12 protein-coding genes are annotated in these 12,763 nt (G+C 66.2%); 11 read left to right on the top strand and 1 reads right to left on the bottom strand.

Going from position 1 to position 12,763, the window contains the following annotated elements:
• Positions 1-29 precede the first annotated feature (29 nt).
• From AABD04_RS14570 to ligA, 8 genes are all read left to right on the top strand, one after another.
• Entirely contained in the window at positions 30-848 is an 819-nt protein-coding gene (locus AABD04_RS14570) for a GNAT family N-acetyltransferase (RefSeq protein WP_335740813.1), read from the top strand.
• On the top strand, positions 845-1,774 hold the full coding sequence (locus AABD04_RS14565) for a lysophospholipid acyltransferase family protein (protein WP_243608042.1): 930 nt from the start codon (positions 845-847) through the stop codon (positions 1,772-1,774). The genes AABD04_RS14570 and AABD04_RS14565 overlap by 4 nt, the downstream gene beginning before the upstream one ends.
• An 82-nt stretch (positions 1,775-1,856) precedes the next feature.
• On the top strand, positions 1,857-3,095 hold the full coding sequence (locus AABD04_RS14560; RefSeq protein ID WP_341441595.1) for a cysteine desulfurase family protein: 1,239 nt from the start codon (positions 1,857-1,859) through the stop codon (positions 3,093-3,095).
• A complete protein-coding gene (gene mnmA, locus AABD04_RS14555) occupies positions 3,095-4,183 on the top strand; it encodes a tRNA 2-thiouridine(34) synthase MnmA (RefSeq protein ID WP_243593440.1) in 1,089 nt (362 codons plus the stop codon). Before AABD04_RS14560 ends, mnmA begins: the two co-directional genes overlap by 1 nt.
• Entirely contained in the window at positions 4,180-5,199 is a 1,020-nt protein-coding gene (locus AABD04_RS14550; RefSeq protein ID WP_341441594.1) for a methionine synthase, read from the top strand. Before mnmA ends, AABD04_RS14550 begins: the two co-directional genes overlap by 4 nt.
• Positions 5,200-5,332: 133 nt before the next feature.
• The gene (locus AABD04_RS14545) at positions 5,333-6,520 is read left to right on the top strand and encodes a GGDEF domain-containing protein (protein WP_335740809.1); all 1,188 of its coding nucleotides are present in this window, start codon (positions 5,333-5,335) and stop codon (positions 6,518-6,520) included.
• Positions 6,521-6,586: 66 nt separating this feature from the next.
• A complete protein-coding gene (locus AABD04_RS14540; RefSeq protein ID WP_243593437.1) occupies positions 6,587-6,769 on the top strand; it encodes a hypothetical protein in 183 nt (60 codons plus the stop codon).
• A gap of 41 nt (positions 6,770-6,810) precedes the next feature.
• Entirely contained in the window at positions 6,811-8,955 is a 2,145-nt protein-coding gene (ligA, locus tag AABD04_RS14535) for an NAD-dependent DNA ligase LigA (RefSeq protein ID WP_423228152.1), read from the top strand.
• A 15-nt stretch (positions 8,956-8,970) separates the two neighbouring features.
• On the opposite strand, the gene AABD04_RS14530 is transcribed toward ligA, so the two are convergent.
• Positions 8,971-9,621 (bottom strand): ACT domain-containing protein, encoded by a 651-nt coding sequence (locus AABD04_RS14530; RefSeq protein ID WP_243593436.1) that lies wholly within the window; start codon positions 9,619-9,621, stop codon positions 8,971-8,973.
• A 279-nt stretch (positions 9,622-9,900) separates the two neighbouring features.
• On the opposite strand from AABD04_RS14530, the gene gatC reads away from it, so the two are divergent.
• Genes gatC through AABD04_RS14515 form a run of 3 tightly spaced genes read left to right on the top strand, consistent with a single transcriptional unit; the run spans position 9,901 to position 12,758 of the window.
• Positions 9,901-10,200, top strand: a complete 300-nt coding sequence (gene gatC, locus AABD04_RS14525) for an Asp-tRNA(Asn)/Glu-tRNA(Gln) amidotransferase subunit GatC (RefSeq protein ID WP_243593435.1) — start codon at positions 9,901-9,903, stop codon at positions 10,198-10,200.
• Positions 10,197-11,669 (top strand): Asp-tRNA(Asn)/Glu-tRNA(Gln) amidotransferase subunit GatA, encoded by a 1,473-nt coding sequence (gatA, locus tag AABD04_RS14520; RefSeq protein WP_341441593.1) that lies wholly within the window; start codon positions 10,197-10,199, stop codon positions 11,667-11,669. The genes gatC and gatA overlap by 4 nt, the downstream gene beginning before the upstream one ends.
• Positions 11,670-11,675: 6 nt before the next feature.
• On the top strand, positions 11,676-12,758 hold the full coding sequence (locus AABD04_RS14515; RefSeq protein WP_341441592.1) for an alpha/beta hydrolase: 1,083 nt from the start codon (positions 11,676-11,678) through the stop codon (positions 12,756-12,758).
• Positions 12,759-12,763 lie beyond the last annotated feature (5 nt).

Here is a 12,763-nt window from a genome sequence, read left to right as displayed (position 1 = left end):
TAGTCTTCCTGGCTCGTTAGACACACCTCATGACCACTTCCGTCATGAGCTCCACTGCCTCGATCGTCCCGGCCACCGACCGCTACTCGCTGGTGTTGTCCACCGACCCGGAGCATCGACTCGCGGCGCAGCGTCTGCGCTACGAGGTGTTCGCGTCCGAGCCGGGCTTTTCCATTCCCACCGACACCGACGGCCTCGACGCCGATCGGTTCGACGAATTCTGCGACCACCTGCTCGTTCGTGACACGTGGACCGACACGTTCGTCGGCTGCTATCGCATGTTGCCGCCGCAGGCCGCCGTGTCTGCCGGCGGGTACTACACCGCAACCGAATTCGATATCTCCGCACTCGATCCAGTCGGCATGAATATCGTCGAAATGGGCAGGGCAGCAGTTCATCCCGATCATCGATCCGGCTCCGTGCTCGGGCTGATGTGGGCCGGAATTCTGCACTACCTCGATGTGACAGGATACGAGTGGGTGATGGGCTGCGTGTCGGTGCCCATGCAGTCGGCACCCGCGGACCCGATCGGGGCCAACGTTCGCAGTGTTCGAGACCGCCTGTTGGACAAGCACGCTACGCCGATCGACCGGAGGGTCCGGCCGTATGCTCCGGTCGTCGTCGACGGCGTCGATCTGGTCGACATCGAACCCGCGCAACGAACGTCGATGCCGCCGTTGATGAACGGCTATCTCCGACTCGGCGCCTCCATCTGCGGTGAGCCCGCACACGATCCCGAATTCGGTGTCGCAGATTTCGTCGCCCTACTCGGCCTGCACGAGGCCAACACTCGTTACCTCGACCGATTGCGCTCGGCCGCAACAACGTTCGAGTCGGGTGTCCGATGACGCAGTCCATCGCGCACGCTCACGCGTGGCTGCCGTCCTCGCCGTGCAGCGACGGCTGTCTGCCGAAGAACCCACCGACGGTCGGACGCATCGTGCTCGTGCTCCGTGTCGTGCTGGCACTGCTGGCGTTCGGGTTGCTGCCGGTGTTGGTCGTCCTCGGGGTTCCTTTCCCGCGGGTTCGCCGTTCGCTGACGCGGATCGGTGCTCGCACACTGCTGTTCGCCATCGGCATCGATCTGACCGTGCTCGACGCCCGGTCCGAGCGGGAACGCTCCCGAACCGCTGCGGGTGCCCTGCACGTCGCCGGTCACATCTCCTGGACCGACGTCGTGGTACTCACCGCGGTTCGGCCGTCGACGTTCGTCGCGCGTGCCGACCTGATCGACTGGCCGGTGCTCGGCCGCCTTGCGCGCGCCATGAAGGTGCTCCCGATCGATCGAGCTCGATTGCATCAGCTCCCCGACGTCGTCGATCAGGTGGCCGACCGCGTCCGCGCCGGTGGTTCGGTCGTCGTCTTCCCCGAGGCCACCACCTGGTGTGGTCGTGCATACGGATCGCTTCGGCCGGCGTTGCTGCAGGCCGCGATCGACTCGGAGACCTGGGTGCAGCCGATTCGGCTGCGCTACCTCGACCGGACCGGCGAGCAGACCACCGCCACCTGCTTCGTGGGCGACGAAACGATCGGCGCGTCCATCGGGCGTATCTTTCGACTCCGAGGAGTACGTGCCGAGGTGGAGTTCACGGCCCCGGAGGCACCCGGCGGCGATCGACGCGACCTGGCGCGGCGCTGCGAGGTGGCAATTCGCCGCGACGACGGAGTGGAGCCTGCGGAACGACCCCGGAAGGACGTCTACGACCCTTCGGTGCACGGAGTGATGGCCGAGGCCGAGCGCAGCCCGATGTCGCCGACGGTTGCGGCGGCCTGACCGAGCGTCGATCGCAGTGACCGCGGACCCACCTCGCGCGGGTAGGTCCGCGGTCACGACAGCGGGTATCGTCTAGCCTGTCATGCCTTCTGTGCGCAGTACGACTGCTTCCGCCCCGCCGCGGCCACCGGTGTATCTCGATCACGCAGCGACGACTCCGATGCTGCCGAGCGCGATCGAGGCGATGACCTCTGTGTTCGCCACGGTGGGCAACGCGTCCTCGCTGCACACCTCCGGTCGATCCGCTCGGCGTCGAGTGGAAGAGTCTCGCGAGTCGATCGCTGCAGACCTCGGCGCGCGTCCCTCCGAGGTGATCTTCACCTCCGGCGGTACCGAGAGCGACAACCTCGCCGTCAAGGGCATCTTCGCGGCTCGGCGGGACTCCGATGCCGCACTGACCAGGATCATCGCCAGCTCGGTCGAGCATCACGCGGTGCTCGATGCAGTGGAGTGGCTCGTTGCGCACGAAGGTGCACGTGTGACCTGGCTCCCGGTCGACACCGAGGGGCGGGTCACCGCCGATGTGCTGCGCGCCGAATTGGCCTTGCATGCAGACGAGACCGCGCTGGTCACGGTGATGTGGGCCAACAACGAAATCGGCACCGTCATGCCGATCGCCGAGCTCGCTTCCGTGGCCGCCGAATACGGGGTTCCGATGCACAGCGATGCGGTCCAGGCGGTCCCGCATCTGCCCGTCGATTTCTCCGAGAGCGGTCTGTCCGCACTCAGTATCGCCGCACACAAGTTCGGCGGCCCCCAAGGTATCGGCGCGCTGCTGCTCGGACGCCAGGTTCCGTGTGTTCCGCTCTTTCACGGTGGGGGACACGAACGAGACGTTCGATCCGGCACCCCGGACACAGCAGGCGTCGTTTCGATGGCAGCCGCGCTGCGGACGACGGTGCAGAACTCGGCTCGGCACCGTGCAGAACTGCGAGCGTTGCGCGATCGGTTGATCGTCGGAATCAGAGATGCCGTTCCCGACGCCATCCTCAACGGCCCGGAAGGCGACGACCGACTCGCGGGCAACGTGCACTTCACCTTCCCGGGTTGCGAAGGCGATTCGTTGTTGATGCTGCTCGATGCGGCGGGCATAGAATGCTCGACGGGTTCCGCCTGCACCGCAGGCGTGGCCAGCGCCAGCCATGTACTGATCGCGCTCGGGTGCGATCCCGCTGTGGCTCGCGGATCGCTTCGGTTCTCGCTGGGAGCCGGCTCGTCCGATTCGGACGTCACCACTGTGCTTGCGGCGCTGCCGCAGGTCGTCGAACGTGCTCGTGCCGCCGGACTTGCCGGTGTCGGAGCTCGAGGAGGAAATCGTTGATGCGTGTTCTGGCTGCTATGAGCGGGGGAGTCGACTCGGCCGTGGCCGCGGCCCGTGCCGTGGACGAGGGCCACGATGTCGTCGGTGTGCACCTTGCTCTGTCGACGGCTCCGGGCGCTCTGCGCACCGGATCGCGCGGGTGCTGCTCCAAGGAGGACGCAGGTGATGCTCGCAGAGCTGCCGACGTGCTCGGAATCCCGTTCTACGTATGGGATTTCGCCGATCGCTTCAAAGAGGACGTCATCGACGATTTCGTCGCTTCCTATGCCGCAGGCGAGACGCCCAATCCGTGCCTGCGCTGCAACGAGAAGATCAAGTTCTCCGCTCTGGCGGACCGGGCCCTGGCACTGGGCTTCGATGCCGTCGCCACCGGGCACTACGCGCAATTGCACGACGGAGTCCTACGCCGGGCCGTGGACGCGGACAAGGACCAGTCGTACGTCTTGGCCGTACTGAATCAGGCCCAGCTCTCGCGCGCGATGTTCCCCATCGGAGACACCCCCAAATCGGAGATCCGCGAGGAAGCGGCCGAGCGTGGGCTCGCCGTTGCGGACAAGCCCGACAGCCACGACATCTGCTTCATCCCCTCGGGCGACACGCGGGCGTTCCTCGGCGCACACATCGGTGTGCGCCCGGGCAAGGTCGTCGACTCCGAGACCGGAGCCGAACTGGCAGACCACGAGGGCGTACACGGTTTCACCATCGGGCAACGCAAGGGCCTCGGTGTCGAAGGTCCTGCCGCCGACGGTCGTCCCCGCTACGTCACCTCGATCGAACCGGAGAGCGGCACCGTCATGGTCGGTTCTGCGCAGAAGCTCGACGTCTGGGCGATCAGCGGAGACCGCGCGGTGTGGACCGAGGGCAGTGCTCCGACCGGCCCCATCGAATGTGTCGTCCAGGTTCGCGCACACGGCGGGCTGACCGAGGCCGTCGCCGAGGCCGCGGGCGACGGGATGGAGATCCAGCTGCGGACTCCGTTGACCGGTGTCGCCAAGGGGCAGGCAGCGGTGCTGTACCGCAAGGACATTCACGGAGACATCGTCATCGGCAGCTCGACCATCTCGGGCACTCGATCCGAGCGCGAGTGACCCCGAGCACTTTCGCAGGGCTGGCGACCGGCATCGGTTCGTGGCCGGGTACGGACATCAGTGAAGCAGCAGCCGTTGTCGTCGGCGAGTTCGCCGAACTTCCGCACCTCGTCGAGCTTCCGGCTCGCGGCCTCGGAGCGGACATGATCGGTCGCACCGGAGCCATCATGGTCGACGTCGAACTCGACGTGCGCACCTCCGGCTATCGCGTCGTGCCACGTCCGATGATCGCCGGCCGTCGCGCAGCCGATTTTCTCGCCGAGGACCTCGATGTACTCGAGGAACTGTGGGAGGTGTCGGGGCTGCGCGGCAGTGGCCGCACCGTCAAGGTGCAGGCCGCCGGGCCGTTCACGATGGCAGCGCAGGTCGAACTTCGGCACGGCCATCGAGCCCTCACCGATCGCGGGGCCCTACGGCATTTCGCGGAGTCCCTCGGCGAGGGACTGCGTCTGCATTGCGCCGAGTTGGCGCATCGCCTGGGAGCCGACGTCGTCGTTCAGCTCGACGAGCCCAGTCTCGCAGCCGTTCTGGCCGGTAGCCTGACGGGCATCACCGGGCTCGATTCGGTGCGGGCAGTCCCCCAACCGGATGTTCTCGACCTCCTCGATTCGCTGATCGAGACGATCGACCTTCCCGTCGCGGTGCATTGCTGCGACGGCGACGTTCCCTTCGACCTGCTTCGCCGTTCGCGTGCCGCTGCGGTCGCCGTCGACGCGACGGCGCTGCGCCGCAGCGACTTCGACGGGGTCGGCGAGCTGCTGCAATCCGGCAAGACGTTGATGCTCGGGTTGATTCCGTCCGAAGACCCCGTGCGGCCGCCCCATTGGCGCGAACTGGCCGAGCCGGGTGTCACGTTGATCGACCGCCTCGGTTTCGACAGATCTGTCCTCGCCTCGCTGATTTCGGTGACTCCTACGTGCGGATTGGCCGGCAGCACACTGGAGTGGGCCCGTCGCGCAACAGGACTCGCCCGGGACGTGGCCGCTGCGTTCGGAGATTCACCGGATTCGTTGTGAGATCGCACAGCGCGTCGGCGTCCTGTGTCGCAGACTTCGCTCCGTTCGAGCCAACGACTATTAGGGCGTCGAATAGGTGTGACACTATTCACATGGCCGTCGGGGGTCTGTTGAATCGGTGGGAGTTCGAGAAATGGCATCAGGTGGTCGCGACTTCGATGAGGTTGCCTCCCGCCGGCGTTCGGGCAGGCACCGTCGAGGTCTGGTAGCGAAACTGGCCGCGGCCACCTCCGACTGGTATCGAGCGCCGCACGATTTCGAGTGGATCATCAACCACCGATCGACCCGACCGCTGACCGGGATCATTCGGGTCGTGTTCGGCTCGGCGGTACTCATGTACGCGCTCACCTCGATTCTGATGCTGTTCTCCGATCTCGGTCCACGCGGCTCCCTGGCAATCGGGTGGGTCTTCTTCGTACTGGTGATTCAGGTGCTCGTCGCCGCACGGTGCGTGTTGGGCCCGATTCCGGGCAAGAAGTTCTTCGTGGGATTCCTCGCCTTCGGTGACATTCTGACCACGTCGGTTCTGCTGCTCTACGCGCCCGTTGCCTCGCTGATCGGGACGGTGCTCTTCGCCGTCACCGGGGCGTTCTGTACGTATTTTCTCAGCCCTCGATTGCTCGTCGCGCACCTGGTGTGGACCGCGACGTTCATCATCGGGTTCGGCATCCGCGTGTTCGTGGCAGTGATGAACGGCGAGGTCGCGTACATCGACGGGCCTTCGGTGGCAACGGCCACCGTGGTTCTCCTTCTCGCCACCGTCGGAGTACCCGTGTTCGCCCAGGTGGCGTGGACGACGCTGTCCAACGATGCCAAGAGGTCCGTGCTCGACCCGTTGACCGGGGTGTACAACCGGCGCGGCATCGACAGTGAACTGCTCGATCTGTGGCAACAGGCGAACAGAGGGACCATGTCCATGGCTTTCCTCGTGGTCGACATCGACAAGTTCAAGGCCGTCAACGACAACTTCGGGCACAGCCGCGGCGACGAGGTGATCGTTCGAGTCGCCGATCGGCTGCGCCGCCTCGTGCGGCACCAGGGCGGTGTGCTCGCCCGAACCGGCGGCGAGGAATTCCTGGTCGCGATGGTCGGCGACGCGCGGGGGATGGTCGATCTCGGCTTCGACGCGGTTCGGGTGCTCGCCGACCGCCGAGACGACATCCCCGTCACCGTCAGCGTGGGAATGGCACTGCTCCGCGAGGACTCCGCCCTGTGGGACGTGGGTAAGTCGGTGGTCGGAAGGGCAGCACGGACGGCGGACGCGGCGATGTACCGGTCCAAGCAGTCCGGCGGCAACAGTTTGGTCATCGACGAGATCTGAGAACCCGAACCACCCGCGGCCACCGCGCCGGTGCGCTCGGGTCGGAGCTTCTGCGATGATCGTCCGATGCATCGGTTATCGGACGCCCAACGACGTGGATTGCCCGCCGGAGTGCTGCTGTCGGTGATGGCCTCCGTGCTGGGCGGCATCTACGCAGAATCCTTCGTGAACGGTTTCGCGCTGACCGCCGGTATCTGCGCGGTGGCGCTCGTCAGCGCGACGCTGTTGCTGGGGTTGATGGGGCGATAGTCGGTGCCTGCCTGTCGGTGGGTTCGGATAATCTTCGAGACGTGCCCGAACCGACCGAACTGCCTGCAGGAACCGACGATGCCGCCGAGGCTGCCGGAGTCGAACTCGATCCCGCCACCTCCGCCGACCGTGAACGGTGGCAGACGCTGGCCGAGGAAGTACGTGGACATCAGTTCCGTTACTACGTACGCGATTCACCCATCGTGTCGGACGGTGAGTTCGACGCCCTGCTCCGCGAACTGAACGATCTCGAACGAGCGCACCCGGATCTGCGCACGGCGGACTCGCCGACCCAACTCGTGGGCGGCGGTTTCGCGACGGAGTTCACCGCCGTCGACCATCTGGAACGAATGCTGAGCCTGGACAACGTGTTCGATCACGACGAGCTTCGCGCCTGGGCCAAGCGGGTCGAGACCGAGGCAGGGTCCGATCTGGACTATCTGTGCGAGGTCAAGATCGACGGCGTGGCGTTGAACCTGGTGTACGAGAACGGCACTCTGGTGCGCGGTGCCACCCGAGGTGATGGGCGTACCGGCGAGGACGTCACGCTGAACGCTCGGACGATCGACGACATTCCCGATACCTTGACCGGCAGCGACGAGTATCCCGTCCCGGAGCTGCTCGAGGTGCGCGGTGAGGTGTTCTTCCGGTTGGAGGACTTCCAGGCGCTGAACGCGGCACTCGTCGAGGAGGGCAAACCCCCGTTCGCCAATCCACGGAACTCGGCGGCAGGCTCGCTTCGTCAGAAGAACCCGGCCGTCACCTCGAAACGACGTCTGGGCATGATCTGTCACGGCTTCGGACGGATGGTCGGCTTCACCCCCGATTCGCAATGGCATGCGTACGAGGCTCTGCAGGCGTGGGGTCTGCCGATCTCCACCCACACGGCGCGCGTGCAGGGCATCGACGCCGTCATCGAGAAGGTCGACTACTGGGACCAGCACCGCCACGACGTCGAACACGAGATCGACGGTCTGGTGGTCAAGATCGACGAGATGTCGTTGCACCGCCGGCTGGGAACGACGTCGCGAGCGCCGCGGTGGGCCATCGCGTACAAGTATCCACCCGAGGAAGTCACCACCACCCTGCTCGACATTCGGGTCAGCGTCGGCCGAACCGGGCGAGTGACCCCGTTCGCGTACATGACGCCGGTGCTGGTCGCGGGTTCCACGGTGTCTCTGGCAACCCTGCACAATGCGTCGGAGGTCAAACGCAAAGGCGTTCTGATCGGTGACACCGTCACGATTCGCAAAGCGGGAGAGGTCATTCCGGAGGTGCTGGGTCCGGTCGCCGATGCCAGGACCGGTGACGAGACCGAGTTCGTCATGCCCACCGAATGTCCGGAATGCTCCACGCCGTTGGCGCCGGCCAAGGACGGGGACGCGGACCTGCGCTGCCCCAATTCACAGTTTTGCCCGGCGCAACGCCGCGAGCGGGTGTTCTTCGTGGCCGAACGGCAGCGATTCGATATCGAGGGTCTCGGATACGAAGCAGCGACGGATCTTCTGGCCACCGGTGCGATCGAGGACGAGGGTGATCTGTTCTCGCTCACCGAGGACGACCTGATGAAGACGGCGATCTTCCGCACCAAGTCAGGCGCGTTGTCGGCTACCGGACGCAAACTGCTCGACAACCTGTCCACCGCCAAGAATCAGCCCCTGTGGCGAGTGCTGGTGAGCCTGTCCATCCGCCACGTCGGCCCCTCCGCCGCACGGGCCCTCGCCGGAGAATTCGGCAGCCTGGAGCGGATCGAGGCCGCGTCCGTCGAGGAGCTGTCGGCGGTGGACGGGGTAGGCGGCACCATTGCGGCCGCTGTCTCCGAGTGGTTCGACGTCGACTGGCACCGGGCCATCGTCGAGAAGTGGCGCAATGCCGGTGTGCGGATGGAGGACGAGCGCGACGCGTCGATCGAGCGCAACCTCGAGGGACTCTCGATCGTGGTCACCGGGTCGTTGACGTCGTATTCGCGCGACGAAGCCAAGGAAGCGATTCTGCTGCGCGGCGGTAAGGCCGCGGGCTCGGTCTCCAAGAAGACGGCGTTCGTGGTTGTCGGCGAAGCCCCGGGTTCCAAGCACGACAAGGCAATCGAGCTCGGCGTACCGGTGCTGGACGAAGCGGGTTTCACCCTGTTGTTGACGGAGGGACCCGACGCGGTGGCTCCGGCCGAACCGGACGCGCAGGACTGATCGGGCGCGGACGAGTCAGTTCAGTACCGTCGCGACGATGCCGGCGAGGTATCCGAGTCGGGCCACCTCCGACGGCCGGAATTCCGGACCTCCCGGTCTGCCCAGCATGAGCACGGTGCCGGTGGTGCCGAGGGGAGCAGCGGCGATCTTGGTGTCCATGTCGCGCCACACCTGGGGGACCCACTCTGCGTCGGCATCCAGAGCGGCGGGGGCTGTCAATGGGAACCACGGCAGTTCGGCGGCGTGGGTCTCGGGAGCTCCTGAGCTCCCCACGAGACGGAACGGACCGTGCGCGTTGGTGGCGACGACGGTGCTCCACCCCACTCGCAGGACGCGGGGAGCGCCGTCGACGAGCACCTGCAGCCGGTCATCGGACGCCGCGGCGACGCGATCGATCAATTCCAGCTCGCGGTGTGTGTCGAGCACGCCGGTGTACGGCCGAATGGAATCGACCCGGACGTCGTCGAGGTTCTCGGCGGCCGTGATCAGCGTGTCGGGAAGCGAACCGGGCGCGACATCGACCACCAGATCGTCGACGGCATAGCCGTCGCCACGTTCGATGACGTCGAGCGAGAGAATGTCCGCCCCGACCGAACCGAGCGCGACGGCCAACGATCCGAGGCTGCCCGGCCGGTCCGGTAGCTGGACGCGGAGCAGGTAGGACATGGCAGCTCCCTTGTCGACTTCTGGCGTACTTCGGCCACTGCGAAGGGAACACGGTGAACCCCGGCGCGAGCAATCCTTGCATCTTCGACCTGTCCGGTACCTCGCGCAACGCGAGCCGTGACAATTCTGACACCCGGAGCAGCCGCCAGGCGTGAGTGCAGCCTGCGTAGTGCTGCGCACTAGGCTGGACCGCGTTCGCGAACCTGAACGGTTCGCTCTGCACAAATACGGGGCCGCTTCGGCAGGCTCCGCTCCTACTGTGTGAAAGGGGTCTACGCGGTGCCAGACATCTCCCGCGACGAGGTCGCCCACCTCGCCCGGCTGTCGCGATTGGCTCTCGGCGATGCCGAACTCGACGAGTTCGCCGGCCAGCTGGATTCGATTCTTCATCACGTCAAGGCAGTGGCGGAGGTGGCGACGGACGACGTTCCGCCCACGGCCAACCCCAGCGACATCGTCAACGTGACGCGTCCCGACGTGATCGTTCCCGGCCTGACGCCGGAGCAATCGCTGTCCGGCGCACCGAACGCCGAAGAGGGCCGTTTCGCGGTGCCGCAGATTTTGGGAGAGAGCGAATGACCGACCTGACGAAGCTCGATGCGTCCGAGCTCGCCACCCGTATTCATGCTCGTGACGTCAGCGCGGTCGAGGTGACTCAGGCGCATCTGGACCGGATCTCCGAGGTCGACGGTGACCTGCACGCATTCCTGCATGTCGCGGGGGTCGAGGCACTCTCGGCGGCGACCGACGTCGATGCCGGGCTGGCTGCGGGGCAGGCACCCGCATCGGCCCTGGCCGGCGTTCCGCTCGCGCTCAAGGACGTGTTCACCACCACGGACATGCCGACGACGGCCGGATCGAAGATTCTCGACGGGTGGATGTCGCCGTACGACTCGACGTTGACCGCGAAGCTGCGGGCTGCGGGCATTCCGGTACTGGGCAAGACCAACATGGACGAGTTCGCGATGGGCTCGTCGACCGAGAACTCGGCGTACGGACCGACCAAGAACCCCTGGGACACCACGCGGATTCCCGGCGGCTCGGGCGGAGGCAGTGCAGCGGCGCTCGCCTCGTACCAGGCCCCTCTGGCCATCGGCACCGACACCGGCGGATCGATTCGTCAGCCGGCGGCCCTGACCGGCACCGTGGGAACCAAGCCGACCTACGGCAGCGTCTCCCGTTACGGACTGATCGCCTGTGCGTCCTCACTCGATCAGGGTGGCCCGTGTGGTCGAACCGTGCTCGACACCGCGTTGCTGCACGAGGTCATCGCCGGGTACGACGCGCGAGATTCCACGTCGGTGGACACGGCGGTTCGACCGGTCGTGCAAGCGGCCCGAGAAGGCGCTCGCGGTGACCTGACAGGCGTTCGCGTCGGTGTCGTCAAGGAACTGCACTCGGACAAGTACCAGCCCGGTGTCATCTCGTCGTTCGACGCCGCGGTGGCCACCCTCACCGAGCTCGGTGCCGAGGTGGTCGAGGTGTCGTGTCCCAACTTCGTGCATGCGTTGGCCGCCTACTACTTGATTCTTCCGTCGGAGGTGTCGTCCAACCTGGCTCGGTTCGACGGCATGCGGTACGGATTGCGCGCGGGTGACGACGGCAAGCACAGCGCCGAGCAGGTCATGGCCACCACGCGCGCGCAGGGGTTCGGACCGGAAGTCAAGCGCCGTATCATGATCGGAACGTACGCACTCTCGGCGGGCTACTACGACGCCTACTACGGTTCGGCCCTGAAGGTGCGCACGTTGATCGCACGCGACTTCGATGCCGCATACGAGAAGGTCGACGTGCTGGTGTCGCCGACGACCCCGACGACGGCATTCCCGTTGGGCGACAAGGTCGACGATCCGATGGCGATGTATCTCAACGACCTGTGCACGCTGCCGACGAACCTCGCGGGCCACTGCGCGATGTCGGTACCGTCGGGTCTTGCCTCCGAGGACGGACTGCCCGTGGGTCTGCAGATCATGGCTCCGGCGTTCGCGGACGAGCGGCTCTACCGTGTCGGTGCCGCATACGAGGCCGCTCGCGGCGCTCTGAGGTAGTTCGAGGTGCTGCATCGGTGGGCCGCCGACTTGGCTCATCTGCCACTGCTGTCCGGTGCGGTGCCGGCGGTCGCGTTGGCTGCGACCGCTGTCGGGACGGCTGTGCTGGTCGTCACTGTGGTGTTGAGGGTCCGGCGTGGCCGAGCGCTGCGAACGGTGTTCGGCCCGCTGAGCGTGCTCGGACTTGTCGCGTCGCTTCTGGTGGTGGCGATGTTACTGACCAATCTGACCGTCACCCGATACCCGACGGTGGCCGTCGCGCTGGGCCACCGACCGGCCGTCGAGACCGAGGGCACCGGCAGGTTGATGGATGTGGACGTGCCCGGCACGGTGTCGCATTTCGCCGCGCGGCCCGCGACCGTCTACCTTCCGGCGTCGTACGACGCCGGAGCGAGCGACCTACCGGTGCTGGTGCTCCTCACCGGCCAACCCGGCCATGTCGTCGACTGGATCGAGGGTGGTCGTCTGGCCCAGACGATGGACGCCTTCGCAGCACGTCACGGCGGTGCGGCCCCGATCGTCGTGGTGGCCGACGGCCTGGGTGACACCGAGGCAAATCCGATGTGCATGGATTCGGACCTCGGAAATGCCGCTACGTACCTGTCCGTCGATGTGCCGCACTGGATTCGGTCGAATTTTCGGGTGTCCTCGGATCCGCGAGCCTGGGCGGTGGGCGGCTATTCCTACGGGGGAACGTGTGCGCTGCAGCTGGCGGTGACGGCACCGTCGGTGTACCCCACCTTTCTCGACATCTCCGGTGAGGACGAGCAACGCCGGGGGACGAGAAGCGAATCCGTTGCAGCGGCATACGGCACGGACACCCCGGCGAACGAGGCGCGTTTCGAGCGCGAGACGCCGCTGAACATACTTTCGCGCAACAGCTTTCCCGATTCGGCCGGTGCTTTCGTAGTCGGTGCCGACGACGAGGAGTTCCGACCGCAAACCGAGCGGGCCTTCTCTGCAGCACAGGCTGCAGGTCTCGACGTGCACTACAGGGAGTTGCCCGGTGGGCACTCGATGCAGGTGTGGGCCCCGGCGCTGGAGCAGGAAATGGATTGGCTCGGTGGACGATTGGGGCTGCTCGACTGACGCCC

The organism is Rhodococcoides navarretei, from assembly GCF_038069675.1.
GTDB classification, from domain to species: Bacteria; Actinomycetota; Actinomycetes; order Mycobacteriales; family Mycobacteriaceae; genus Rhodococcoides; species Rhodococcoides navarretei.
This window is presented reverse-complemented; position numbering and strand designations above follow the sequence as displayed.

Coding starts and splice junctions, on each gene's coding strand:
- AABD04_RS14570 (WP_335740813.1), top strand. CDS start 30: ATGACCACTTCCGTCATGAGCTCCACTGCCTCGATCGTCCCGGCCACC.
- AABD04_RS14545 (WP_335740809.1), top strand. CDS start 5,333: ATGGCATCAGGTGGTCGCGACTTCGATGAGGTTGCCTCCCGCCGGCGT.
- AABD04_RS14565 (WP_243608042.1), top strand. CDS start 845: ATGACGCAGTCCATCGCGCACGCTCACGCGTGGCTGCCGTCCTCGCCG.
- gatA (WP_341441593.1), top strand. CDS start 10,197: ATGACCGACCTGACGAAGCTCGATGCGTCCGAGCTCGCCACCCGTATT.
- AABD04_RS14530 (WP_243593436.1), bottom strand. CDS start 9,621: ATGTCCTACCTGCTCCGCGTCCAGCTACCGGACCGGCCGGGCAGCCTC.
- AABD04_RS14560 (WP_341441595.1), top strand. CDS start 1,857: ATGCCTTCTGTGCGCAGTACGACTGCTTCCGCCCCGCCGCGGCCACCG.
- mnmA (WP_243593440.1), top strand. CDS start 3,095: ATGCGTGTTCTGGCTGCTATGAGCGGGGGAGTCGACTCGGCCGTGGCC.
- AABD04_RS14540 (WP_243593437.1), top strand. CDS start 6,587: ATGCATCGGTTATCGGACGCCCAACGACGTGGATTGCCCGCCGGAGTG.